Annotated in this window: 22 protein-coding genes and 1 tRNA gene; 5 read left to right on the top strand and 18 right to left on the bottom strand. The window is 41.3% G+C overall.

The window, feature by feature from the left end; all coding sequences use genetic code 11:
• Positions 1-265: 265 nt before the first annotated feature.
• Positions 266-2,173 carry a 1-deoxy-D-xylulose-5-phosphate synthase gene (gene dxs, locus ACPZ3T_RS19750; RefSeq protein WP_490271160.1) on the top strand — a complete coding sequence of 636 codons (1,908 nt, stop codon included), beginning with the start codon at positions 266-268 and terminating at the stop codon, positions 2,171-2,173.
• Between the two features lie 292 nt (positions 2,174-2,465).
• Here dxs and ACPZ3T_RS19745 read toward each other — a convergent pair whose 3' ends face one another.
• The 9 genes from ACPZ3T_RS19745 to ACPZ3T_RS19705 all read right to left on the bottom strand — a co-directional run bounded on the left by ACPZ3T_RS19745 (position 2,466) and on the right by ACPZ3T_RS19705 (position 12,372).
• Entirely contained in the window at positions 2,466-4,529 is a 2,064-nt protein-coding gene (locus ACPZ3T_RS19745) for an SPFH domain-containing protein (RefSeq protein WP_490271159.1), read from the bottom strand.
• 225 nt (positions 4,530-4,754) lie between these two features.
• Complete coding sequence (atpC, locus tag ACPZ3T_RS19740) at positions 4,755-5,168, bottom strand: ATP synthase F1 subunit epsilon (RefSeq protein WP_490271158.1); 414 nt, start codon at positions 5,166-5,168, stop codon at positions 4,755-4,757.
• 143 nt (positions 5,169-5,311) lie between these two features.
• Positions 5,312-6,760, bottom strand: a complete 1,449-nt coding sequence (gene atpD, locus ACPZ3T_RS19735; RefSeq protein WP_490271157.1) for a F0F1 ATP synthase subunit beta — start codon at positions 6,758-6,760, stop codon at positions 5,312-5,314.
• Between the two features lie 729 nt (positions 6,761-7,489).
• Positions 7,490-8,383 (bottom strand): choice-of-anchor L domain-containing protein, encoded by an 894-nt coding sequence (locus ACPZ3T_RS19730; RefSeq protein ID WP_490271156.1) that lies wholly within the window; start codon positions 8,381-8,383, stop codon positions 7,490-7,492.
• 73 nt (positions 8,384-8,456) lie between these two features.
• On the bottom strand, positions 8,457-8,639 hold the full coding sequence (locus tag ACPZ3T_RS19725) for a hypothetical protein (RefSeq protein WP_490271155.1): 183 nt from the start codon (positions 8,637-8,639) through the stop codon (positions 8,457-8,459).
• 308 nt (positions 8,640-8,947) lie between these two features.
• Positions 8,948-9,847 carry an alpha/beta fold hydrolase gene (locus ACPZ3T_RS19720; protein WP_490271154.1) on the bottom strand — a complete coding sequence of 300 codons (900 nt, stop codon included), beginning with the start codon at positions 9,845-9,847 and terminating at the stop codon, positions 8,948-8,950.
• A gap of 18 nt (positions 9,848-9,865) precedes the next feature.
• Positions 9,866-10,690 carry an SDR family oxidoreductase gene (locus ACPZ3T_RS19715; RefSeq protein WP_490271153.1) on the bottom strand — a complete coding sequence of 275 codons (825 nt, stop codon included), beginning with the start codon at positions 10,688-10,690 and terminating at the stop codon, positions 9,866-9,868.
• A gap of 38 nt (positions 10,691-10,728) precedes the next feature.
• A complete protein-coding gene (locus ACPZ3T_RS19710) occupies positions 10,729-11,376 on the bottom strand; it encodes a pentapeptide repeat-containing protein (protein ID WP_490271152.1) in 648 nt (215 codons plus the stop codon).
• A gap of 501 nt (positions 11,377-11,877) precedes the next feature.
• Positions 11,878-12,372 (bottom strand): hypothetical protein, encoded by a 495-nt coding sequence (locus tag ACPZ3T_RS19705; protein WP_490271151.1) that lies wholly within the window; start codon positions 12,370-12,372, stop codon positions 11,878-11,880.
• A 1,124-nt stretch (positions 12,373-13,496) separates the two neighbouring features.
• On the opposite strand from ACPZ3T_RS19705, the gene aroF reads away from it, so the two are divergent.
• Entirely contained in the window at positions 13,497-14,369 is an 873-nt protein-coding gene (aroF, locus tag ACPZ3T_RS19700) for a 3-deoxy-7-phosphoheptulonate synthase (RefSeq protein ID WP_490271150.1), read from the top strand.
• A 40-nt stretch (positions 14,370-14,409) separates the two neighbouring features.
• Here aroF and ACPZ3T_RS19695 read toward each other — a convergent pair whose 3' ends face one another.
• The 4 genes from ACPZ3T_RS19695 to ACPZ3T_RS19680 form a co-directional block, all read right to left on the bottom strand.
• Positions 14,410-15,822 carry a peptidoglycan DD-metalloendopeptidase family protein gene (locus ACPZ3T_RS19695; protein ID WP_490271149.1) on the bottom strand — a complete coding sequence of 471 codons (1,413 nt, stop codon included), beginning with the start codon at positions 15,820-15,822 and terminating at the stop codon, positions 14,410-14,412.
• A gap of 55 nt (positions 15,823-15,877) precedes the next feature.
• A complete protein-coding gene (locus ACPZ3T_RS19690) occupies positions 15,878-16,819 on the bottom strand; it encodes a hypothetical protein (protein WP_490271148.1) in 942 nt (313 codons plus the stop codon).
• A 61-nt stretch (positions 16,820-16,880) separates the two neighbouring features.
• Positions 16,881-17,513: a HesA/MoeB/ThiF family protein gene (locus ACPZ3T_RS19685; protein ID WP_490271147.1), complete on the bottom strand. Its 633-nt coding sequence runs from the start codon at positions 17,511-17,513 to the stop codon at positions 16,881-16,883.
• Positions 17,514-17,521: 8 nt separating this feature from the next.
• Complete coding sequence (locus ACPZ3T_RS19680) at positions 17,522-18,352, bottom strand: hypothetical protein (protein ID WP_490271146.1); 831 nt, start codon at positions 18,350-18,352, stop codon at positions 17,522-17,524.
• A 454-nt stretch (positions 18,353-18,806) separates the two neighbouring features.
• Here ACPZ3T_RS19680 and ACPZ3T_RS19675 point away from each other — a divergent pair, with 454 nt between their 5' ends.
• Together ACPZ3T_RS19675 and ACPZ3T_RS19670 are read left to right on the top strand one after the other, a co-directional pair.
• Positions 18,807-19,709 (top strand): Rpn family recombination-promoting nuclease/putative transposase, encoded by a 903-nt coding sequence (locus ACPZ3T_RS19675; protein WP_490271145.1) that lies wholly within the window; start codon positions 18,807-18,809, stop codon positions 19,707-19,709.
• A gap of 2 nt (positions 19,710-19,711) precedes the next feature.
• Positions 19,712-20,038, top strand: a complete 327-nt coding sequence (locus ACPZ3T_RS19670; protein WP_490271144.1) for a DUF4351 domain-containing protein — start codon at positions 19,712-19,714, stop codon at positions 20,036-20,038.
• Positions 20,039-20,229: 191 nt separating this feature from the next.
• On the opposite strand, the gene ACPZ3T_RS19665 is transcribed toward ACPZ3T_RS19670, so the two are convergent.
• The 4 genes from ACPZ3T_RS19665 to ACPZ3T_RS19650 form a co-directional block, all read right to left on the bottom strand.
• A complete protein-coding gene (locus tag ACPZ3T_RS19665) occupies positions 20,230-21,663 on the bottom strand; it encodes a hypothetical protein (RefSeq protein ID WP_490271143.1) in 1,434 nt (477 codons plus the stop codon).
• Between the two features lie 254 nt (positions 21,664-21,917).
• Positions 21,918-21,988: transfer RNA gene (locus ACPZ3T_RS19660), tRNA-Ser, on the bottom strand.
• A gap of 32 nt (positions 21,989-22,020) precedes the next feature.
• On the bottom strand, positions 22,021-22,746 hold the full coding sequence (locus ACPZ3T_RS19655) for a hypothetical protein (protein WP_490271142.1): 726 nt from the start codon (positions 22,744-22,746) through the stop codon (positions 22,021-22,023).
• Between the two features lie 290 nt (positions 22,747-23,036).
• Positions 23,037-23,237: a hypothetical protein gene (locus ACPZ3T_RS19650; RefSeq protein ID WP_490271141.1), complete on the bottom strand. Its 201-nt coding sequence runs from the start codon at positions 23,235-23,237 to the stop codon at positions 23,037-23,039.
• A 270-nt stretch (positions 23,238-23,507) separates the two neighbouring features.
• Between ACPZ3T_RS19650 and ACPZ3T_RS19645 the strand changes: the two genes are divergently transcribed.
• Positions 23,508-25,019 carry a hydroxysqualene dehydroxylase gene (locus ACPZ3T_RS19645; protein ID WP_490271140.1) on the top strand — a complete coding sequence of 504 codons (1,512 nt, stop codon included), beginning with the start codon at positions 23,508-23,510 and terminating at the stop codon, positions 25,017-25,019.
• 255 nt (positions 25,020-25,274) lie between these two features.
• Here ACPZ3T_RS19645 and ACPZ3T_RS19640 read toward each other — a convergent pair whose 3' ends face one another.
• Positions 25,275-26,216, bottom strand: a complete 942-nt coding sequence (locus ACPZ3T_RS19640) for an ADP-ribosylglycohydrolase family protein (protein ID WP_490271139.1) — start codon at positions 26,214-26,216, stop codon at positions 25,275-25,277.
• Between the last annotated feature and the right edge of the window lie 232 nt (positions 26,217-26,448).

Below are 26,448 nucleotides of genomic sequence, written 5' to 3'. Positions count from 1 at the left end.
TCGGCTTCTTCTTGATTTTCGCTAAATAATGTCTATTTTGTTACTGTCTGAGAATGTAACTGAATACATACTTTAAAGTAATTTCGCGGTACAAACTTTGAGCATAAATACTCGTCAAAAATGCTGAAGGTCTTGTGTCTAATTACCCGTTACAGACAATTACATTTTAGACTGCTATTTAGTAAGAGTCTAATTCTGTCGGCAGCCCGACCGTGGGAAAATCAAAATACCGAAAGTTAGAGATTAGAGAGGAAAACACTATAATATGCACCTGAGCGAAATCACCCATCCCAATCAGTTGCACGGTTTATCTATCCGGCAATTGCAACAGATAGCCCGTCAAATCCGAGATAAGCACCTACAAACAGTAGCAGAATATGGCGGACATCTAGGGCCTGGTTTGGGTGTTGTAGAGTTAACACTAGGGCTTTACCAGACTCTAGATTTAGATCGGGATAAAGTAATTTGGGATGTCGGACACCAAGCTTATCCTCACAAACTCATTACAGGACGTTACAGTAACTTTCACACCCTGCGGCAAAAAGACGGAGTTGCTGGCTATCTGAAGCGTTGTGAAAATGAATTTGACCACTTTGGGGCAGGTCATGCTTCTACAAGTATCTCAGCAGCATTGGGTATGGCTGTCGCACGAGATATGAAAGGGGAAAAATTTAAGGCTGTTGCAGTCATTGGAGATGGTGCTTTAACTGGTGGTATGGCTTTAGAAGCTATCAACCACGCCGGACACTTACCCAAAACTAACCTATTGGTGGTTCTCAACGATAATGAGATGTCCATCTCTCCCAATGTAGGAGCAATTCCTCGCTACCTCAATAAAATGCGCCTCAGTCCGCCGGTGCAGTTTATCAAAGATAATTTTGAAGAACAGTTCAAACATATTCCTTTTGTGGGTGAATCCTTATCTCCCGAATTAGGACGCATTAAGGAAGGGATGAAGCGTTTGGCTGTTCCCAAAGTTGGAGCAGTGTTTGAAGAATTGGGCTTCACTTACATGGGGCCAGTAGACGGGCATAATTTGGAAGAATTAATTGCCACCTTCCAACAGGCACATCAAATTGCTGGGCCAGTTTTAGTCCATGTGGCCACAGTCAAGGGTAAAGGTTATGAAATCGCGGAAAAAGACCAAGTAGGCTACCACGCCCAAACCCCCTTTAACTTGTCAACTGGCAAAGCTATTCCTTCTAGCAAGCCTAAACCCCCCTCATATGCCAAGGTGTTTTCTCACACCCTCGTCAAACTCGCTGAACAAAATCCCAAAATTATTGGGATTACTGCGGCGATGGCCACAGGCACAGGCTTAGACAAACTCCAAGCGAAGTTACCCCATCAATACATTGATGTTGGCATTGCAGAACAACACGCCGTTACCCTAGCGGCGGGACTAGCTTGTGAAGATATGCGCCCGGTGGTTGCTATCTACTCTACCTTTTTACAACGGGCTTATGACCAGATAATTCATGATGTCTGTATCCAAAACCTCCCAGTCTTCTTTTGTCTAGATAGGTCAGGTATTGTAGGTGCAGATGGCCCTACTCACCAAGGTATGTATGATATTGCCTATCTGCGTTGTATTCCTAATATGGTGCTGATGGCCCCTAAAGATGAAGCTGAACTGCAACGGATGATGGTTACTGGGATTAACCATACTAGTGGCCCTATTGCTATGCGTTTCCCCAGAGGCAATGGATATGGTGTTCCCCTGATGGAAGAAGGTTGGGAATCTTTAGAAATTGGTAAGGGTGAAATTCTCCGTCATGGTGATGATGTATTAATCATCGGCTATGGCACTATGGTTTACCCCAGTATGCAAGCAGCACAAATCCTCAGCGAACATGGTATTGAAGCAAGTGTGATTAATGCCCGATTTGTCAAGCCTTTGGATACAGATTTAATTGTACCTTTGGCTCAGAAGATTGGGCGGGTGGTCACTCTTGAAGAAGGTTGTGTAATGGGCGGTTTTGGTTCAGCCGTAGCAGAAGCTTTACTAGATGCTGATGTACTAGTTCCTGTGAAGCGCATTGGCATTCCAGATGTATTAGTGGAACACGCTACACCAGACCAATCTAAAGCCGAATTGGGATTAACTAGCCGTCAGATAGCAGAGAGAGTTTTAGCAGCTTTCTTTGAGTCAAAAGAGGTTGCTGCTGTTTAGTTAATCAGTTAATCCGCTATTTTATGATCAATAACCCCTGTTGTTAGGGGTTATTTTTTTAACAGTAGACCTCTTGCACGAATAATTGAACAATCCTAATACATAACTTCAAGAGTTATTTTCCTGCGTTCTTCTTTGCGTCTTTGCGCCTACCGCAAGCGGAACGCCAAGGGCGAATGCGTGAGCTTTTAAACAATCTTGTTAGAAACACCAAAGTATTTATGCAAGAAGTCTAGTGAATAATGAACAGCAAACAGATTTAAATTCCCAAGCCCCTCACCCTACACCCTATTTAACCGTGGGCAGTGTCAATAGTGCCGTTAGTTACCTGTGATGGAGGTGTTACTAGCTCTGGGTATATGGGTGTGACTTCACCATTTTTATTGGTTTGATTCCATAAAATCATAGATAGTAACCCATCAACTAAACCGTTAGTGCTGCCATTACTACCACCAACTAAGATATCAGGGATTAAACGGACATTGCGATCGCCAATAATCTGCATGAGTTGCATGGCTGTATAACCTTGTGTTCCCAAGGCTTCCACCCCAGCACGGTAGGTTTCGGCTTTGGCGTTACCTGTAGCCCTAATTCCTTCAGCTTCCGCGATCGCTCGGAGTTTTGTAGATTCAGCCTCCCCATTCGCCTGCTTAATGTGCGCTTGGGCTTTGAGTTCCGCAATTTGAACACTTTGCTCTGATTTCACCATTTCTTGCTGAATATCAGCCAAGGCTGTCTCCCGCACCAGTTTTTGGCGTTGGGTTTGCGCCATTTGCTGCACTTCGTAAGTCTTGCGTTCTTCTTCGGCAATTTTACGGTCTGTTTGAGTTTGCATCAGTGATGCTGGCGGCTGAATATCCCCAATTAAAGTATCAATCGCTTGCACATCATAAGCCCGTAATGCGGCTTTAATATACTCTGATGCTTCAATTTGCCGTTCACTCCGAGCATTTAAGAAATCTAGTACAGTGTAATCTTGGGCTGAGTTGCGGAAATAATTACCAATACTAGGTTCTAGAACGTTATCAACCAAGTTTTGCATTGCACCCACACGGGAAATTACCTTTGGTGCATCCAACGCGCCGACGTGGATGATTTGCGAAACTTCTAAATCAAAGGCAAAACCATCTTTAGAACGTACTGTTAAAGATGCTAAATTTGCGTCGTATTTGTGCCGTTCTGTGCGTCCTGACCAATTTAATACGATATTAGTCGTCGGGACTAACTCTACCTTCATAATGCGGGTGTTGATGGGGTGTTTACCCGGATACAGAGGCTCAACCCAAACACCTTTATGTCCAGGATTTACTAAGTTACCGTGGGTGAAAGACGCGCCGCTCACATCTTCTTGAGCTTCCCCTACAAAGGAAATCACCACCCCAACATAACCAATGGGAATTTCTGTCATTGGCACTTGTTCCACGTTGACAAGCCAGGGATTAAGATTCCAAGAACCAGACAGCAGAATTTGTTCTTGTAAACCCCTGCGTCCCCCACCATCCAAAAATTTCTGCCCGTTTTGGAAGTTATCGTGTCCTGGAATTACGGGGCCAGCAATTTCGCCCACAGCAATAGGCATACCATCTAAGGTGGTGATAATGCCGACTTTATCAGATGCCACAGTATGCACCCGTAACTGTTCAGGATTCATCCCCTGAGAGGTGGCGTTAGCAGTCGTAATTACTTTAAATAAAGCAGTATTAATCCGGTATGTACCAGCAGTCAGAAAGCCCATTTGCCGACCTTTTTCACCACTTTGGGTGAGAAACTTCCGGGCATCTTGGAAGTTATCACAATCGACAATTTTACCTAAAATCCGTTCTGGCGGAATAGAACCACCATCCGCAGCCACAATTAAAGCAATTTCACCTTGGGGAACTACAACTACTGACTCCTTGCGTACCGAATATTGCCAAGGCCAGTAACCCCAGTGCCAACCAGGAGCAAGAGTATCGGCTTGTAAACCTGCTTCACCGTTAAGAGCAATTAAACGCCCGGCTGGTAGTCCCCGTCCAGAAATAGCAAATTTTTTGACGACAATACCAACTTCTCGTTCACCAATAACGACTAAACCCCCAAAGAACAAGGGAAAAAAGATGACTAAGCCACCAACTATCACAATGGGGACAAGTACCAAAGGATCAACCGCAGCCGCTTGATATTGAGTAATAGTTGGCTGAGTTTGTTCTAGCGTGACTGATGCAGATGTATTTTCTTTGAGAGTGGGTGTTTTGATATTAGTAGCGTGAGCAGAGTTAATACTGCCAGCTAATGCTAAGGAAGCTATGAAAGTAGTTGTAAAACGAGCTAATTTATTTTTTTTAGTCTTACCAAAGAGAGATGAAAAACTTTTCATAATCTGCGCCCTTCTGGGCAACTAATTATCTAAAGTATCACTTCACTTGATAAGGCTGAGTTTTCTTAAACTTGGTGTAATTTTTTTAGAAGATAGCAAACCTGAAAAACTCTGCGCCTCTTTGCGTTTACCTCAGCGTGCCTCTGCGTTAAAAACAAAGTCCAGATAAACAAACAAGGGTGAGCAAATAGCCCACCCTGTGACAATAATATGCTCAGTGTATTTCTACACCAAACCGCCAGCCGCTTGAAAACGAGCGCGGGCGCGTTTGAAGGCTTGGTTTGCTTGAATTTGAGCTTGGCGATCGCCTGCGGGTACTTGGCTCAATTTCGTTTGAGCTTGGTTATAATCAGCACGAGCCGCTTCTAGGTCAATACTGTCGCCACGTTCAGCACCATTCACCAAAATGGTAACTTCATTTTCTTCGACTTCAGCAAAACCACCGAGAAGTGCGATCGCCTGCCAAGATTGGTTTTTGTTGGCACGGACACGCATCACGCCTATATCCAGTGCGCTCAGTAGTGGCGCGTGTCCACTCAGGATACCTAGCTGACCGGTAGTGCTGGGTAAAATCACTTCATCAGCTTCCGCATCCCACACTGTTTTATCTGGGGAAATTACACGGACAGTTAGGGTCATGTTTTCAGTTGTCAGTTATCAGTTATCAGTTATCAGTGCTGAGTGCTGAGTGCTAAGTGCTGAATCCTGAGTTAAAAAGAGACTTTACTCATTACTTATTACTCATTACTTATTACTTATTACTCATTACTCAGCACTTCTGTTTAGCCTTTGAGTTTTTCGGCTTTAGCGATCGCTTCGTTGATGTCGCCTACCAAGTAAAAGGCCTGTTCTGGCAGATCATCTAATTCACCAGACAGAATCTTCTGGAAGCCTTTGATGGTGTCTTCTAACTTCACGTATTTACCAGGAGAACCGGTGAATACTTCCGCTACGAAGAAGGGCTGAGACAAGAAACGCTCAATTTTGCGCGCCCGTGCTACGGTGAGACGGTCATCTTCAGACAATTCATCTAGACCCAAAATGGCGATGATGTCTTGCAATTCTTTGTAGCGTTGTAGTGTTGCTTGTACAGCACGCGCTGTTTGATAGTGTTCATCACCTACAATGTTGGGTTGCAACATGGTGGAGGTTGAACCTAATGGGTCAACTGCGGGATAAATACCCTTGGCTGCCAAACCCCGTGACAGTACTGTTGTACCATCCAAGTGAGCAAATGTAGTTGCAGGTGCGGGGTCGGTCAAGTCGTCCGCAGGAACGTATACAGCTTGAATTGAGGTAATAGAACCTTCAGTGGTGGAGGTAATCCGCTCTTGCAGTTCACCTACGTCAGTACCCAAGGTTGGCTGATATCCTACCGCAGAAGGCATCCGACCTAACAGCGCGGATACTTCTGAACCAGCTTGTACGAACCGGAAGATGTTGTCAACAAACAGCAGTACGTCTTGCTTGTTCACATCGCGGAAATATTCTGCCATTGTCAAACCAGACAAACCAACCCGCATTCTCGCTCCGGGTGGTTCGTTCATTTGACCGTACACCAGCGCAATCTTAGATTCGTTGAGGTTATCTTTGTTGATTACCCCAGATTCAATCATTTCATTGTAGAGGTCGTTTCCTTCACGGGTACGCTCTCCCACACCAGCGAATACAGACACGCCACCGTGCTGGGTTGCAATGTTGTTGATCAATTCCATCATGATCACGGTTTTGCCCACACCTGCACCGCCGAACAGACCAATTTTACCGCCACGACGATAGGGGGTCAGGAGGTCAACAACTTTAATCCCTGTCTCGAATACGGAAGGTTTGGTTTCTAAGTCAGTGAGTTTAGGCGCGGAACGGTGGATGGGTAAGGTTTCCTCGTTGTTGACGGGGCCTCTGTTGTCTACGGGTTCGCCCAGAACGTTGAAAATCCGTCCGAGGGTCGCTTTACCTACGGGGACGCTAATGGGCGCGCCTGTATCAACAACTTCCAACCCACGTACTAAACCATCAGTAGAACTCATCGCAACGGCGCGGACTTGGTTGTCGCCTAAAAGTTGCTGTACTTCGATGGTGAGGTTGATTTCCTGTCCAGCTTCGTTAGTGCCTTTGATGGTCAAAGCGTTGTAGATTTGCGGTAATTTTCCGCCGGGAAATTTAACGTCTACAACAGGACCAATGATTTGGGTAATGTAACCGATGTTTGTTTTTTCTGCGGTGGTGACCATGCTGCGCCTAATGATTGAAGCTATATTTCAGAATGGGTCTTAGAAGACATAAGATTATGCAATGTCATCTTTCACTGTAGCACCGGAGGGGGACAGAGTTCCGTTAGTAATTCCTTAAAAAGTTGTTTGGCGAATTTCTGCCCACCAGCTTGACTGCATGACCCAACTGTTTATCATAAATTGATTCTTAAGAGTTACAACATCAGAGAGTTAATTTAATTTCAGTAGTGCTGGGCAAAAATAAAAACTGCCGTATTGTTGATTGTTGAACACGACAGTTATCAATATTAGATTTTTAGAGTTTGACGTACTCCCCACAGCTATGAAAACAACGCTATCGCTCGTTTTCATGAAAAGCTGGGGGATTCTTCCCTGATACTCATGGTCGAAAAATGTTTCCACAAGCAGGGTTTCCACGTTTCCACTGCCCTTGGCAGAGCCGATTTTACGGGCTACACAGATTTCTCTGTGGGGAACGCCATCGTCCCGACTACTGGGAATTAACCCAGATACTTTTATGTTTAATACCCCGATCCTCTCTACTAACCAAGTTACCGATGTCCGAATAACCGAGCTTTCGCAGTACGTAGGTGAGCTACTTTTCTTTTATGTAGCTATGCCAATCATACCATGTTGGACGGCGATTAAAATCGCCTAGACGCTTATCCCCATAGATGAATCTAGGGGCTTGCGCGCCATTGATTTTCCGTCAAATTTTTCTGGTTAGAACTAAACTGACTGTTTTTGACGACCCTTAACCTTAGAGACTACACCAAAAGCACCGAGTCCCAATAAACCCATGAGAGTTGTAGGTTCAGGAATTGGGTTGGGTTGTGGTGGTTCGGAGGAGAAAGTACCACCTGCAATAAACACAGCAGAATCGAGAATACCATCACCAGCATCTGCGATCGCCAATTTAATTTTGCTTGTTCCAGTCAGTCCAGTTGCTTTAGCAGTGAAAACTTTGGTGAAACCGTCATATTGGATATCGAAAAATGGCCCGCCATCTGATGGGTCATTATTGACAAAGAATGCTGAATTAGAAGCGTTAGTACCTAGGGGATTACCACCGTTAACATTGTTAATAGAAACTGGTGTGGTAGTTCCAGGGATGAGGGCAATGTTCTCTCCATTCACGAAGAACCCAAAGACATCATTAAAAGAACTATTGGTAAATTCGTTATATTCTTCAGAGGCAAAGACATACTGGAAGAACAACTCACCTGTATCTGAGGCGAAGTCAAATTCTAAAATAGCGGCATCTTGGGTAGTAAATCCAGGAATCAAGCTGTTTAAGTCAGCATCTCCAGGGAATGGGTTATTGAATCCTGCACCATCTGAGGTGTTAGGCCCAACTGCCAAGGCAGCATTACCACTGGTAAGAATGATACCTTTATCTATACCGATACCTGAAGACAAACCACCAGAGAAAGTTCCTGCTGCTGCCGGTGAGCCGTTGTAGGTAACATTGGAAATAGTGATACCAGTACCCAAAATTTCATTCACTAAGGTGTTAGGGTCGCCAGTAGTGGTAATGTTAAGAGCTTGGGCAGGTGCAGTCACTAAACCTAAACCTAGCACTGTAAAAGCACTATGCTTGAAAAAATTAGCCAAAGATTTCATGATATTTTGACCCTTGAAACAGTAATAAACGCGCTCACGCCCTCTAGATGTGTGATTAATCGGCAATTTCAAATTAGCGATACCAAATTTCCAGGAATAATAAGCACCATCGCTTCATGGCAAAGGGTAATTCCTTTAACCTGTCATAGCGATCGCACCTACTCGATATACTTAACCTCAGCAAAATTTCTGTGCCTGGTGTATTCTTTGCCTTTGTCTCAGCTATGAGCAAAACTTGACTACGTGTTTTCCTCATCTAGACACTAAATAGCTTAGGATAAATTTACTGATGCCGCCAGTAGTAGTTTGATACCTTTACAGAAAAAACACATGATAGAGTCTGGTTTTTTTGCAGCCAAAGGTAGACATAATCAAGCTTATAGGCAATTTTGATCTCAAAAAAATCGAGTTGGTGATCAGTAAACTGTTTATGTAATTTTACGAGTCCTTTATATAAAATTCATGATAAATTTGGCTTAGTTTGAGTATAATCAGCTAATAAGCATCAATTGTTCGCATCAAAGCTTTAGTATAAAAAGTACTGTTAACGTAAAAATACCTTTGTCACGTAAACTGACTTACAAAAGGTGCGATCGCACTGACAAATTCAGTCGTAGATTCGTAGGGTAAAACATTTCGTCCCGGTATTTTCACCCCATAACCTTGCTGTAACCGGGCAAGATAATCAGCTAAAATCTCATCAGGGGTTTGTGTTTTCCCTTCTTTGCTAATACTTGATGCTGATGCTCCTAAAACTACTAATGTGGGTTGTTGAATAGCAGAAATCAAGTTACTATAATCCTGCTTCCACAACCCAGCTAAAAAAGAAAATACGGCGTGACGAGTACCTGTATCTGCTGCACCTGCAACTAGAGTATTTAACCATTGTGCATCGACGTTATCGGCTGAGGCGAATAATTGACGGGTAGAGAAAGATGAGAGGAATTTGGGAGTGCGTGCATAGCGATAGAAAGCATTACCAACAGGTGAGTCGAAAAGATTCCAAAATAGTTTTTGTCGCCATGCTGGTAATTTATTAGTAATTACAGGCCAAGCTGGAGTTCCAGAAAGCACTAAACCAGCAATTAGATTTGATTCCTGTTGTACTAATTCAAATGCGACTGGAGATAAAGCCCCTTGTGCTATTAAGATTACAGGTTTTTGGATGATATTTTGCAACAGATATTTTAATTGTTCTGCCCAATCTTTGGGAGTATAAGCTACATGAGGTTTATCACTCTCACCACATCCTAATAAATCGGGATTATAAATGAGATTATTATTTCCCTGACTGAACCATTCAGTAATAAAACGTTGCCAAAATTTGCCAGATAAACCAACCCCAATCGGATGAATTAATAATAAGGGAATAGCTCCAGTATTGGAGTGATTTGGTCGATATACTTTATAGGCACATTGATAATTTCGCCAATGATAAAATTGCGTGATGGGAGATGCTTGCATAATTTCCTGGTGTACTTGCTAAAAAATCATTTGGGGATGAATTAACTGATAGCCAGCCTGTTTAATTTTTTGGTTAGAAACTGTAACATTATATTGGCGATCGCTCTTTAGGGAATCATCCCACAATACTGGGGGTAAGTTGTATTTCTTGAATAGCGTATCTAGTAATTGTCTACTAGTTATATGGGCATCATCGACTAAATTATAAATGCCCTGTAAGTTTCGTTGTCGCACAAAATCTATAGCTGCCACGATATCATCTAAATGAATCCAGTTACTAATCTCGCTACCATCCCCAGCACGAGTTTTACCAGCAACCCTGCTAAAGATTTTAATCAATTCTCTACCCTCACCATAAATACCACCTAATCGCAGGATACAAACGCCCAAATTTTCACTAGCCGCCTCTAGTAAAACTTCTTCTGTCGCCTGCATAATTTTTCCATTAGGAGTAGCAGATTGAGGGGGTGTTGTTTCATCTACCCATGCACCATTTTGATTGCCATAAATAGAATAGGTACTTGTATAGATTAATTGTTTAACAGTAGGATTTTGTTGGAGAATAGCCGCTAAATTATGAGCAGTATTTAAATAAGTTTCTTGATATAAGTTTCCTCCTTTTGAACCTACAGTTAAGAGAACAACATCTTGATTTTTTGTAGCTGCTTGTAAGCCTAATAAATCATCACCTTTAGTAACTATCACTCTTTTAGAGATAGATTCTAATGTTGTTACACGCTCAGGTGTAGTGGTAGTGACAGTAATGTTCAAAGATGGATTTTTTTGCCAGTATTTAGCGACAGCACAACCAACGTAGCCACACCCGATAATTACAATATTCATGCTAATTTTTCTTTAAAAATAAGGAGAAAAGCTATTGACTATTTATGTACAAGTCCATCGGGCATAATTGCACCCGATAAATTTGCACCAATTAATTTTACCAGTAAGCGATCGCCTGAACGAATCCGCGCTCCTGTTAAGTCTGCACCGCGCAAATCAGCACCACTAAGATCCGCACCGATTAAATTGGCAGCGCGTAAATTAGCTTCTCTTAAATCAGCTAAAAGTAAATTGGCTCTAAATAAATTCGCCTCTGATAAATCTGCTCCTCTGAGGATAACTTTGTGCATAAAAGTATCACTCAAATCAGCACCACTCAAGTTAGCATAACTAAGATTTCTCCCCGATAAATCTTTATTACTTAAATTAGCTCGGCTGAAATCTTTACCACTTAAATCAGGATTTTGTTTGGGTGGTTGATGGTTATTTGGTGATGGTTTCTTAGGTTGAGGTGATGGAGAATGATAAATATGTTGATGTTTACCATTAAAAGAGCGTAACCTTTCTCGCGCTTCATTAATTGCTTTGAGTTTTTCTTGTGCTTTCTGTTGTAAGCGGAGATTATCTTTAGGTAAACGATCTGGATGCCAGACAAATACCAAATCTTTATAAGCCTGATTAACTTCTTCAAGGGTAGCTCCAGGCTCTAATTCTAATATCCGATAATATCGCTCCAGATCGCTCATAAGATGTGTTAATAGAGAATCAACTTGAAGTAAGAAAAATATAGCCCTCCATATTTTTAAATAGGAGTGGGCTGTTTCGGAGTTACTATTTACACAGTTTGATTCTACGGTAAACAGTTAAGATGCTGACATTATATAAGCCTATCGCAGTCAGCTAGGTCTATCAATAAATTTTTATACGAAACGGGTAAGGGATAAATCTCTCCATAACTTTTAGCGATCGCCATCCTCCTGCTAATATATATTTTTTACTGAGGAATCTAATTATTAACTGTTAACTTTCAGAGGATGTTTAGAAAGTCATCAAGGATACTAAAAACCCCTCTCCAAACCTCTCCCCTACAAGGAGAGAGGCTTTAAAACCCCCATTCCCTTGTAGGGAAGGGGGGCTAGGGGGGTTAGGTTAGAGAGAGTTTGGTGTTAATAACAATACTTTTCAAACATCCTCTCAGCAGTCACCAGTCAAAAGTTAACATTACTTTTTGAGTACACAATAACTAACTATCTTTCCATTGATCTATTTCTCCATCTATTCCAAGCTTGCCAATAAGCAGATATCGGTATTTGATAAATTTCTATAAAAATCCAAATAATAATTGATAAATGTAACAAAAAAGTTAATATTGTCCAGATATAAGGCAACCAACTAATAGGATCATCAAAGTGGGGAGGTAAATAATAAGCCACTATTCCAATTAAGAAAGTGGGCAGAACAACAAAACTAATTGCTGCCAATCCATAACCCCAACCTAACTCTACACCTTCTAATTGGACTTCTGACCAATTAAATCCATTCCATCGCCAAATTAAAGGCGGTTGTCGAGAAGGCATTTTAATTTGTTGTTGTTCAATATTGACAGTAAAAATTTCATGGCAAAAATCACAACCCATCGCTTCCATCAATGGTATATGTGAAATCTTGCCGACTCGGCAGACTGGACAAGGATAAACACCGTGAGCATCAAAAGGTGTAGTGAAGATTTTAGACCTGGGCATAATGAAAGTAATTTGTGCTTAACAGTTGATTAGATAGATGCACAATTTGGCTAGAATAACTACCATCATCAGGGGTAGTATTTTTTATCCTGTTTTGTTGATAGAACTCATCGCAATTTTGGATTGATTCATAGGCTATTCCAGAAGCGCAAAATAATACTACCTATCCCAATTTAGTATCATCATGATTACTTAAACATAAAATTTATTAATATAACCCTAGAGACATAGCCATCCTACTTAATTGGTAAGAATTGTGAGAGTTCAGAAACCTCGATTGCAGAAAAACTAGGGTTATTGATTCTCAGCTATGAGCTAGGATGCCTATTACTAGGTAAGTCATTATCTAGTTTGTATAAATTCAACTTATTATTTGTAAACTTATTCATGAGTTTATCGCTTTTTTTGGATCTTGACTGGTCTTGACGCTACCAAATCCTTCTGTTATCTTTACTCTTAATATAAGTTGTACATTAATCTATTTAGCTTACCATTTCCAAAATGTTCAGCAGCACTCGTTACTTTTATTTTTGGTTTAAGGCGGTTCACCGGCGGTGAATTAGTTTCCTAATGGAAACCGCCCGGTGAACCGCAGAGCGAACTCTGCGGTTTTTGTTTTTTCAGGAGTAAATTTCGTCATGATGACCTATTCCAGCAACTGGTTTTATAGCTTTTATTTCTGGCCTAGACCAAGTTCCGGGTAAATAGCGTCATGTCGATAAACCATACGCACCCGGAACTCTCAAGGTTCTGGGTTTTTTTTTCAGAAGGGAGTGGTGAGGGGTGAGTAATGAGTAATGAGTAATGAGTAATGAGTAATGAGTAATGAGTAATGAGTAATGAGTAATGAGTAATGAGTAATGAGTAATGAGTAATGAGTAATGAGTAATGAGTAATGAGTAATGAGTAATGAGTAATGAGTAATGAGTAATGAGTAATGAGTAATGAGTAATGAGTAATGAGTAATGAGTAATGAGTAATGAGTAATGAGTAATGAGTAATGAGTAATGAGTAATGAGTAATGAGTGAAGTTCTTCTTCCCCTGCTTTCCCAATGCCCAATGCCCCATGCCCCATGCCCCATGCCCCATGCCCAATTCCCAAATTTATTAGGAGACTAAAATCATGATTAACGCTAAACTTGTTGCACAATCTCACGCTAATCACCAAACCATCGTCAAGCTTTCTGAAACCGTTGCTTTCGGTGGGGAAGAATTGGTAATTATTGGTGGCCCTTGTACGGTGGAAAGCTTAGAACAAATGGAGACAGTCGCCGAAAATATAGGGGCTGCACCTGTACAAGCTTTGCGTGGTGGTGTTTTCAAACCTAGAACTTCCCCCTACGCTTTCCAGGGAATGGGAGAAGAAGGATTGGCAGTTTTAGCTGAAGTGCGATCGCGCTACAATATCCCAGTCATTACAGAAGTCATGGCGATTTCTCAAATCGAAGTCGTCGCCGCCCATGCGGATATGCTACAAGTCGGTAGTCGCAATATGCAAAACTTCGACTTGCTCAAAGCTTTAGGACAAGCTGGTAAACCGATATTACTCAAACGTGGTTTAGCAGCCACTATCGAAGAATTTGTCATGGCGGCGGAATATATTGTTAGCCACGGAAATCCTGATGTGGTGTTGTGTGAACGCGGTATCCGCAGTTTCGATACTTACACCCGCAACGTTCTAGATTTAGCTGCTGTAGCCGCCCTTAAGCAAATCACCCACCTACCTGTGATTGTAGATCCTTCCCATGCTGTCGGTAAACGGGAGTTAGTCGCACCTGTCGCCAAAGCTGCTGTCGCTTGTGGTGCAGATGGCTTAATTATTGAATGTCATCCAGAACCAGAAAAATCCGTATCTGATGCCCGTCAAGCTTTATCTTTGGAAGATATGGTGAATTTAGTTGCTAGTTTAAAGCCCATAGCCGCAGCCGTCGAACGCAAAATATCAAACACAAAAGGGGTAGGCTCACAACCTACCCCTATTTGTCGTGCAGCTTAATGGTTTGTAGTGAGGGCTTCAGCCCTCATGACAAAAAAATTCACTTTCTCCACACCCCAGCATATCGAGGAGAATTACCATCCACATAACCAGTCACATTGCGAGTGCGAAGACCGCTATTTTGTGCAGATTCCCACTCATTCTGATACTGCTGACTACTCAAACCATGACGCGCCTTGAAACTTCCTTTAGTGACTGCATTCCAAATCGCGGTGAAACGAGTTTGACCATTGTGTTGGTAGGCGTTTAGGTAAGCAATTTGACGACCCTGTTGTTGGTTTTCATTAAACAATTGTTGATACTGTGCAGGAGTCAAAAAGGACTTAGCGACAAAACTACCGATATTTGTCTTTTCATAAAGTGCGGCGTAACTGCGATTCCCATTTCTAGAAACAACAGAAATATTTATCGGTCGCCAGCCGTTTTTAGTCAAATCATCAATGCGTTTTTGATGTTGATTCGCAGATAAACCGTGATAAGCCGTAAATGGCGCACCATTTTCCTTAGCAAAAATTGCTGCATATAGAATAGTATTGCCATTCAGATAACTCTCAACCTGATTTAGTCTGTAACCAGCTTTAGTATATTGATTGAATTTAGCTTGGTACTGAGATGAGGTGAGATTATGAAAAGATGCCCATTTCACACCATTTGCAGGACGAAAAACAGCATTAAAATAAATCTTGCCCTTGACATCAAAACCATCAATCCAATCTAGACGATAGCCAGACTTAGTAATTTGGTCGAAAACACATTGATAATCACTAGCCGGAACGCCATGTCTAGCAACTTCCGCAAAACCTGGAGAAAAACTAGGTAAATCACTGGCAACATAAGATTTACCATCAACAAATATTGAACCAGGGGCTTTACAGATTTTCGGAACACGATTGCGTTTGCTGTTGGCGTTGTCTTTTAAAAAGCCGCCTTGTGCCACAATTGGGTCTTTAGGGTTAGCTGGAACAGCAACTTCAAAATGTAAGTGTGAACCAGAAGCACAGCCAACATCACTTTCATAACCTAAGAAAGTACCAGCTTTCACAAAATCACCCACAGAAACTTTAGCAACTTTTGTTACTGAATCTTTCCGCATATGTGAGTATTTAGTCCACTCACCGTTAGAATGCTCAATCCAGACATAGTTATTATTGCAAGGGCCTTTATCTTGGCGTTGGCTATGATTATCAACTATATAGCGGATATGTCCATCCGCCGCCGCCACGATGCGATAAGCTGTTTTACCTCCCACGCCACGCATATCAATGCGAACAGCTGGATTATGGGTTTTGTGATCATTAGTAACTTTAACTTCCGTTCCGTTAGCATAGGGAACGCGATACCATCCGTCTGAAAATTCCGCCGCCGCCGCAGGTGCGTGGGGTAATATCATTGCAGCTAACAATGTCAGTCCGAAAAACTTGGTGCTGGAAGATTTAGTTAAAAACTGCGTCATTAGTTGGACTCCTATAAGATAATTGAATTGATAATGTAGAGAAAAAATTAAAGTTTTACTGAGCTATTGGCGTAAGTTGATGAGAAGTTTGATTGTATTGATATTGCCCAGATGGAATTTCACTAGTGGGATTGACACATACTGTTTCTTGACCTAATCCTGTAATTGATACTACTTCCGAATTACAGGGTACTTTAGTCCATCCCCATTTAGCTAAAACCTGATCTATAGAGTTGCCAGCTTGGGCAATTTGAGGTGGACTATCAGGTAAATTACTCTCAATTTCTGTATTTTCTTCGGATTCTAGGTTTTGATTTTCTTCGGTGTTGGGTTCAGAATTATTATTAGATTGGTGATTAATATAAGTGATCAAAACATCACCAACTTTATTAATCAGAGTTGGTAAAACTGAATCAGATTGAGAGTTAGAATCAGTTTCTAAGGTTTCCTGTGAATCTAAATTCTGTAAATCTTGGTCTGGTAACTCCGTCTCTGTAGTCTCTGGAGTTGGTTCTACTACTGTCTGAGTTTTACGAATTAAAACAGGTGGTTTACTCAAAACTGGGGCAATTCCCAGTTTATTTATAGTCACTCTGGTAACTTTAGGAGCGCGAACAAAGTAAATCTTATTACCTGTTGCACTTTGTCTAAATTGATAGTTACCATTCTTGAGTGCATAAGATTTATTGGTATCAAAGATAAAAATGCGGAGACGGTTAGGAGTTGCTGTATTTTTATAATTGCCACGTTGACCTGGTGCAAGCTGATAAGTTCTGCCACTAGGTAATCTAAATTTAATCGTCCGTCTTGTTTTATTTTCAATTGTGTACTTAATCTGGACGGTTTTAATATTAGCGGGTGCAGTTTCATTACAAGGTAAGGCAGAATCACCACACTTACCACCAAAAGCATAGGCAGAATTTGTATTACCAAAAAAAGCAGCAGATGTAATGCTTAACGCTAATACAGAACAAGTCACCAATTGACGTGGCAGCATTGATTCAACCCCATTGCTATCCTTCAATAATTTGTACGTTGGGGTTGGTAGTTTTATGCAGTCACAGAGATTGCACAGTTAAATCTTTCAGGGTAATGGTGAAATTACGCTGTTCCTGTGTGGCGATGAATGAAATAATTGCCTCACCAGTCACAGCCACAGTTAACATCACCAAGTTCCGCGCCAGTGGATAATCACAGACATCATCGTTAACATCGGAAGGAACACGATAAACCTCATTCCAAATTACTTCCGCATAATCGGCTGACAACCCAGCATGAATACAGGGAATTTGGAATTGATCAGCATAATCTTTTACCGCCTGACGCGCGACGCTATTATCAAATACATCAATAATTAACTGGCTATCTTTGAGTAGTTGAGCCGTATTTTCTGATGTCAATTCCTTAGTTTTGGCATCAATTTTAGTCCCAATCGCGCGGTATAAATTGTTAGCTAAAATTTTCGCCTTGAACGCGCCAACATCACCACGGTAGTAAGGCTGAGTGGAAAGGTTGCGTTCTTCAATGCGATCGCAATCTATCACCGTTAGTTTATCAAAACCAGACCGAGCCAGATTCTCAGCTATATTAGCTCCCAACGCACCCGCACCACAAATAGTCACAGGATAATCTTTCAACTTTGCCATCACAGCATGACTACGGTAAAGTTGTTCGTGAAAAAATATACTCATGTTCTTCACTACTCCTGCTGTTCCATCACACCTACTAAAGATTGCAAATCAAAATCACGATCGCGTCCACTCAAGCAAATACCAGAACTCATCACAGTTAAGTCTGATTTGGCGATCGCGCTACTGTGACGCACACCATCACCAGTTGTCCAATCAACTGTCCAATAATCACCGCGATCGTTAAATTGTTGTAATTCACCACCACCCATCTGTAATGCTTTTCGCAGTCGCTTTTCATCCTGTTGGGGTTGATTGAAACCTTCAACGCGTTGAGTTGCTAACTCATAGACTGTGCGGATTTCTGGTGTCATCCCTTTAAACTGCAACTCATCCACAGCAATTAATTGCTTGATAGCAGATTGCAAAATTTCACTAACAACCGGATCAGCACGACGATCAATATCTTCAAACCAGCATGATTCACCATGCCAACGGGCTATAATTTGCTCAAAGATATTACCCTCAGACACTAAATGAACTGCTATAGGTTTCACCATTTTCCACCGTTGACGCATATCTGCTTCATTCACGGGATAGGCTAACCAAGTTTGTTTTTGTATTTGGTGTGCTAATCGTAGGCGAATTTGGGGAAAATGCTGTAAATATTCTGCTATTTGGGGTAAATCTGCTGATTCTATGACCTTGGCTGTCTTTTCGTCCACAGGTTGAAAAATACCCCAGCCTTCAAATTTACTAGGCTTTGGTGTAAAGATGTAAATCATTCCAGCTACCCGTGTGCGGACTTTTCCACCTTTGACACAAGGCGCGAGAAATTGTGTAGTTTGCAAATTGCTTTGGGCGATCGCAATTTGATTAATTAGTTTATTAATACTAGTCATATGCTGAGATGGAATGGGGCGCAGTGAACAAATATTTATGGAAAACTCACGCAGAGGCGCAGAGAGAGGATAAAGGCGATCGCATCAAAATTTCTCTTCCCAGTCCCCAGTCCCCAATCCCCAGTCTCCAATCCCGCGTGTAAGTTGGTGGAGCATTGCGCTTTCTCAGTTACTAGGGGGACTCCACTGGTGAGTTGTTAAACACTCTTTCAAGGATGGCCACTTTTAAGCCCACCTCCCAGATTCTTCGCACTCCCCGTTCTCACACGCCCACTGTATTGACAGTGTTACCGTTCCTCTCGTACTAGTATGTAGGCTCACACCAGTCGGGACACGCAGGTTATATTACATATACTACAACCAAGATTGATTATTGTCCAGATAACAAGATCAGAAATGATGTATCAAAAAGCAATAATATGTTTTTAAACAGCGAATATTACATAAAACTTAGATGGCAGAATATGACAATCTGTGTAAAATCTTGGCGGAAAATTACCCCCTGGATTTTGCGCGTTGGTTATTAAATCAAGAACCGCAAACAATTGAAATCTTAAAAACAGAATTGAGTATCGAACCTATACGTGCTGACTCAATAATATTTCTAAAAACAGAAAATCGCATCTTACATATAGAATTTCAAACTAGTACCAAATCAAAAACACCCATCGGGTTGAGAATGCTAGATTATTACGTGAGATTAACACGTACATATCAACTTCCAGTCACACAAGTAGTAATTTTTCTGCAAGAGACAAACGACGAAATTGCCTTTACTGAGGAATATGTTAGCGAAGTTACAACCCATCGCTATCGAGTCATCCGAATGTGGGAGCAAGATCCAGCCCAATTTCTCAGCAATCAGGCGTTATTACCTTTCGCACCGCTAACACGAACAGATTCACCCGAAACCTTATTATCCCAGGTTGCCCAAGAAATTGCTAAAATTCCAGATATCGAGACTAGACAAAATACTACGGCTTACACTGAAATTTTAGCTGGTTTAAAGTTTGAACGAAATTTGATTTTGCAATTATTACGAGAGGAAACTATGCAAGAATCAGTGATTTATCAATATATTTTTGAGAAAGGCGAACGACAAGGTGAAAAAAGAGGCGAACAACGCGGCGAACAACGCGGCGAAAAAAGAGGCGAACAACGCGGCGAACAACGTGGGAAACAACAAGAAGCATTCAAATATACCCTACGACTTTTAAATAAACGCTTTGGTGAGATAGATTCTGTAATAACTGAACGTCTCCAAGTATTATCTACTGAAGAATTGGAAAGCTTAGGAGAAGCACTTTTGTCCTTTTCAAATGCGTCTGATGTAGTTGCTTGGCTTGAGCAAATTTGATTTTGCAATTATTACGGGAGGAAGCGATGCAAGAATCAGTAATTTATCAATATATTTTTGAGAAAGGCGAACAACAAGGTGAACAAAGAGGCGAACAACGCGGCGAACAACGCGGCGAACAACGCGGCGAACAACGCGGGAAACAACAAGAAGCATTCAAATATACCCTACGACTTTTAAATAAACGCTTTGGTGAGATAGATTCTGTAATAACTGAACGTCTCCAAGTATTATCTACTGAAGAATTGGAAAGCTTAGGAGAAGCACTTTTATCTTTTTCAAATATGTCTGATTTAGTTGCTTGGCTTGAGCAAAATACAAACACTTAAAAAAACAGCATTGCTCATCATTTTTACTGACAAGCAATGCCAAACTAAGTAGAATGAGGTAAATAATTAGAGGTTTGTAGTGAGAACTTTAGTTCTCAAATAAGGACTAAAGTCCTTACTACAAACTCAATCTTAGTATTTTTACATTACTTAACACAGTTTGCTTTTTTTAACTCGTTCTACTTATAACCCTACTTATCATCGCGCACAGGCAAAGGTATCTCCATAATCTCCATCAGCAAATCTAGGCGAGAGGGACGCGTCAAGAATGGAACAAGATTAGGTAAACTGTAGTAGTCTCCCTCAAAGGTGAAAGTTTCTACAGGTGCTTGCTGTTCCTTGAGTTGAGTTTCTATCCAGTTGTAATGACCACCCACATGGACAATCACGACATTGGGCATTACCCCCAATTCTCGGCAGTAATTCTTGTATACTTCACCGAAGTAAGGTCTAGCATTTTCACCTTCATCAGTCACCAAAATAATCTGGCCAACTACCTGCTTTTTCTGACGCATGATTTCTAATGCACAACCGATACTAGTGCTACCACTTGCTCTAATATGTTGGAAAGCACGTTCCCAATCGGTCAACTCTTTACCCTGTGCAGTTATTGCGTAAGGAATGGTATCAAAAGCATAAACAAACAATTCTGCTTGAGTGATACCAGAGATGAGTGCAGCAAGTTGCTTACCGATCGCAATCGCATTATCCATAGAACCAGATTTATCCACCAGTAAGGCGGTTGCACGGGAAATTGTTCCCCGGCGTTTTACCTGTTCGTTGGTAACTTTTTCCAATTTAGCCACGGTGTCTGCGTCAAAATCGGCTGTATCTGCGGCTACTTGGGCTTTAAATGCGGCTACCCGTCCACTTTTAGCAGCTAAGTCTAGCTTGGAGTCAATCAACTTTTTCACCTCTGGATGATCCATTGCACCTCTATCTTTTAAAGATTTGAGGTTATTGATCACTTCCTGGGGTGTCATACTGTTGATTAACGCCACCAAGACAACTGGTGTAAGTTGCTTGATTGCACCAATGGCGATCGCATAGGGAAGATTAAATTCTACAATCAGCCTTGCTTGTTCTGCGGCGTTTTCTGCCTTAGCTAGTTTTTTGAGTACATTTGCTAAAGAACCCTCTGGCGGAGTATCGCGGAACAAAATTGCATTTGCGCGTTCACTTGGCTTGATGTGTAGCGAAGCATATAGATGCTTCATTGCCTTACGACCCCGCAACGCCGCACGATCAAATAAAGCTGGATTACTGTCCCGTGTCTTTAAGTAACGCTGTACCGCAGTGCGCGCCGAGCGTGGCATTTTATGGCGTTGTTGTTTCATGAAATCCACCACACGCGCCACCTGATAAGGCGGAAACTCTTGCAGCATCACAAATCCCGCATCTCGGTGTTCGGTCAAATTGCTAGTTAGCAAATGTGCAATGAACACTTCCTTATGATCACGTACATCACCATGATTTTGATACCAAACAGCTAAATGTCCGTAGAAAATAGGGTCAAGTTCAACAATTAATTTATGTATCTCTGCAACTTGCTCAAGTTTGCGGTGAGGAGTTGTCAGCAAACTATTGAGCATTTCCAAACGCAAATCACGTTCTGCGGTATTCATAAAACCCCCTTGTAGTATGTGAGGGGCAGATGTTGCACGCGGAGTAATCAAGTCACCGCGCAAGTTGTAGAAGCATAGTATTTAACTTTTTCAGAGTTATGTAAGCTTCTGCGATTTGGGCGCGGCAACAACTGCCGATAAAATTGTCAAAAGTATCTTTAAATCAGTTATCAGTTAGGACACTTCCACGAAGTTAACTGATAACTGTTCACTGTTAATAAAGCACTTCGTACAAGTTGAAAAAGCTGTTGATTCACACACGGGATTTGAACCCGCAATTGCTTGATTTCAATTCAAGTGCCTTTTCCAATTAGGCTAGTATGTAAGCTTTTTCGGTTAGGGTACGAAGTGAAAACTTTACTTTTGAGAAATTTGACTTAAAATAAATCGAATTTCTCTTTTGTTACACTGCTTTTTATCCACAGCATAAATGCGACGACCTCGGTAAGTTGTAGCGCGAGAAATATGGATTTCACCTTTGAGAATATCTTCTACACCTTCAGTTAGATTTTGGGGGAAATCTTCAAAAGTAATTAAATACCAAATATCATTGATTTTGTGGTATTGATGATAATCATCAATGATGATAGCATCAGTTTCTTCCTGCTTTTGCTTTTGAGGTTTATTCTCAATTAAACAAAGAATCCCTGTTTCGGGATGGACATAGAAACACTGACGGTAAGTCCCATCTAATGGCATCCGATAACCTCTGTTAACAGATGTTCCATAAAAACGACCATCAACAATTTCTACACGAGTTACAACGTAATCCCACAAATGACCGATAACGTGTTGTCCTGCCATTGTATTGTGATCTAATTTTTGGCAGAGTTCACTGTAAACCTCATTCCAGGGTTGTCCAACTTTAGAACGTAAAAACCGACGCAGAGGGCCAAGGTGATCTGAAAGATATTTGGATTTCTTTCTAGCTTTAATCAGATAAGGATTAAATAAGCCATCCTGAGTTGCTTCTTCAGTGATTCTCTGTAATTCTTTTTTGAAACCTTTCAACTTTTTGAGGCTAATTTTCATCCCACCACGGGGACGTTCAATCACAATTTCGCTCAAACGATGTTCGCTCATAACTTATGTTGTTTAAAAATAGATGTACAAATTGATTTTTTAAGCTGCATAAGTTTGCGGACATCATTGAAGTCACCTCCATATATGTGATTAATTTCAGGTTAAATGTTAATACAATTTAAGTAATTGGGATTCCGCACAAGTTAGCAAAGCAGTTTTCACAATTGCCTTTACCAATTTGGCTACGCTCCCCTAAACGGAAGCGGTAGGAATCGAACCTACATATCCGTTGCCGGATGGTGTGTATGCTTTACAGGTTGGGGTGCGGAATGAATTATTGGCTAAAATCCTTAACCGTAGACGGCTTCAGGACGGATAATTAAATCACCACTAGGGCGGCGATCAATGATATAAGTTGAGAGGCGATCGCAATTCACATCCAAATGTCGCGCCACCCGTTCTTTTACCGCTACATCATTCATCCCTGGGGCAATTCCTACCTGTGTTTCTGTAACATCAATAGAACGTCCCTCAAATCGAATATGAACCATCACAATCACCTCTTTTTTAATTACAAATTACTAATTTAAAAAACCATAAAAATACTATGATTCAATTCGTAGTAAGGACTTTAGTCCTTTTTTTGAGAACTAAAGTTCTCACTACAAACCTCGAATCACTTATACTACATTTGTAGTATAAACTCTACATCATGTCAAGAGGGTCAAAAAGAAATTCTGAAAAACCGTACTACAAAGTTCCTGCGCTAAATTGCAACTTCAGATACATTAGTTAATGGACTGTAACAAACGGAGCGCGAAATGGCGGAAGAGTCGCAACCAAAACGAGTAGTAGTAGTGGGTGCTGGTTGGGCTGGTTTAGGTGCAACCTACCATTTAGCAAAACAAGGTTATGATGTGACGCTTCTGGAAGCAGGCCCTTATCCTGGTGGACTGGTTGCAGGTTGGCAAACCAACGCAGGTAAATCTGTAGAAGCGGGTATTCACGGTTTTTGGTATCCCTACAGAAATATTTTCGACCTTATTAACGAGTTAGAAATTAATCCCTTCACAACCTGGACACGTTCCGCCCAATACTCCCCGGCTGGTTTGGAAGTAGAATCACCAATTTTTCAAGACTTACCCAGACTACCGTCACCGTTCGGCACTTTGGTATATACAAAATTTGAACGTCTACCATTAATTGACCGTCTTAGTGCCTTACCTTTACTTTTTACTTTAGTTGACTTTGATAATTCCGATGCAGCTTGGCGACGTTATGACTATGTAACAGCGCGAGAATTATTTAAAACTTTTGGCGTGTCAGCAAGACTGTATAAAGAAGCATTTGAACCAATGTTATTAGTGGGTTTATTTGCCCCTGGTGAACAATGTTCAGCCGCCGCTACATTGGGAATGTTGTATTATTTTATTTTGGCGCATCAATCTGATTTTGATGTCGTTTGGTGTCGGGGAACTGTGGGTGAAAAAATCTTCCGTCCCTGGGTGGAAAGAATAGAAAAAGCTGGTGTAAAGGTATTACCAAAACACCGCGTGACTGACTTAATTATTGATAGTAATAATCAAGCTAATGGTGTAGTTTGTGGTGATAAAGTATTTGAAGCTGATGCGGTAATTTTTGCAGTGGGCGTGACTGGGATGAAAAAGATTGTCGCTAATAGTCCCAGCTTACAAAGTCATGCAGAATTTCGTAATTTAAATAACTTAGGTGCAATTGATGTATTAGCTACACGGTTATGGTTTGACCGAAAAATAGAGATTCCCCGCGCTTCTAATGCTTGTTTTGGTTTTGATGATACCACAGGCTGGACATTCTTTGATTTGAATGCTCTACATGATGAATATAAACAGGAAGAAGGTACGGTAATTGAAGCTGATTTCTATCATGCCAATCAGTTTTTAAATTGGAGTGATGCGGAAATTGTGGCGACAGTGCAGCGATATTTAACTACTTGCGTACCAGGATTTAGAGAAGCGAAGGTAATAGATAGTAGTGTGATTCGTTTACCCCAGGCGGTGACTCATTTTGCTCCTGGTAGTTACAGTCATATGTTGCCAGCTAAGACGAGTTTTGGTAATGTATTTATGAGCGGTGATTGGATTATTAATCGTCATGGTTCTTGGTCACAGGAAAAAGCCTATGTTACAGGTTTAGAAGCAGCAAATTTAGTTATTTCTCATTTGGGAATTGGTAAAGCTGCTAATATTTTATCTGTGGAGGAAGACGAAGCACATATACAAATAGCCAGAAATATTAATCAAACAGTACGTAACTTAGGTAAATCTGTGTTGCCTAATTTTTGGTTGCCGTAGCAGAATACAGACTGATTACAAAAGTAGGTTGGGTTGACGTAAGGAAACCCAACACCAACATCTACAGCAGATTCGATGTTGATGAGGTACAGCAACCGGTGAAACCAACAAGCCCTAAAAAACCGGGTTTCTGAACGAAAGATTAAGGTTTTAAACTGAGGGATTTGCAAGAAACCCGGTTTTTAACCGAGGTGCAAGATGTGAGGATCGCTCTATTTGCTTCACCAGTATATCCTAGCGATCGCCAATTTTTTCTTAATAGCCAACAGCCACTGCAAAGCGATGAGCTAAATTAATGATGTCTTGTTTACGCGCAACTTGCTTAAACCATTGTTGGGGAATCCCTTCTACACCATAATAAATCCCTGCTAACCCACCTGTTACCGCCGCCGTTGTATCTGTATGTCCTCCCAAATTGACGGCTTGTAACACAGCTTCGCCATAGGTAGAACTATTTAACAAACACCAGAGGGAGGCTTCTAAAGTGTCAATTACATAACCACCAGAATTAATCTCTGCTATGGGAAAGTTGGCAATTTCACCACTAAAAACACGCTCAAAATGAGGCATTTCTACAAGATATTCATCGGCTGTATAAACTGTTTGAATTTTGTCTAATCCTTGTAAATATGCAGCTTGGGGATTAGCACCTTTGAGCAGTTCCACGGCAATACTAATGTAAATACCACAGGCCATTTGCGATCGCACATGAGCATGGGTAATACAAGAAACTTGATGTACCCGTGTCATCAACTCCTGAAAGGCTAAACTTTGATAACAATAAGCCATTGGTAAAATTCGCATCAACGAACCATTACCATTACTCATTTCACTCGTTCCCCCAGCCTCCAGTGGTGGAACTCCCTGGTTGAGCTGCATCATCACCGCATAAGTGTTTTCACCAATGCCAAACACTTCGCCACGGGGAGTCCAGTAAGCCGATTTATACCAACGCCAAAAAGAATGTGCGATCGCATCTATAGAATAGCCCCTACACAAACTCTCTGCTAAACAAAATGTCAGTGAACTATCATCAGACCACGTTCCTGGGGGTTGATTCCATGTCCCGTAACCCAGCATCCTTGTGACTGGAGATTGAGTTAATTGAGCGCGACTAGTAAACTCCACCGGCACACCCAACGCATCACCGACACACAAACCCATCAAACCAGATAACGTTTTTGTAGCGGTTAGCATTCTTGAATCTCCATGCAAACTACTCAAAATTAACTTTATAGATTCTCTGTAAACATAATTGAAGTAACTGTTACAGCTTTGTAATTCGTAATTCGTAATTCGTAATTCGTAATTCGTAATAAACTAACCTTCCCTTTTTCTCTAAGCTCTTTAATTCAATAGAGTTTAATATTGTGCCAGTTTTAAAACTGTATACACTTGGTAAAAAAATATATCTATTTTATTAGCCTAA

It is taken from the genome of Aliinostoc maniaoense, from assembly GCF_058172895.1.
Note: the sequence above shows the minus strand (reverse complement) of the source record. Positions and strands in the feature narration are given on the sequence as shown.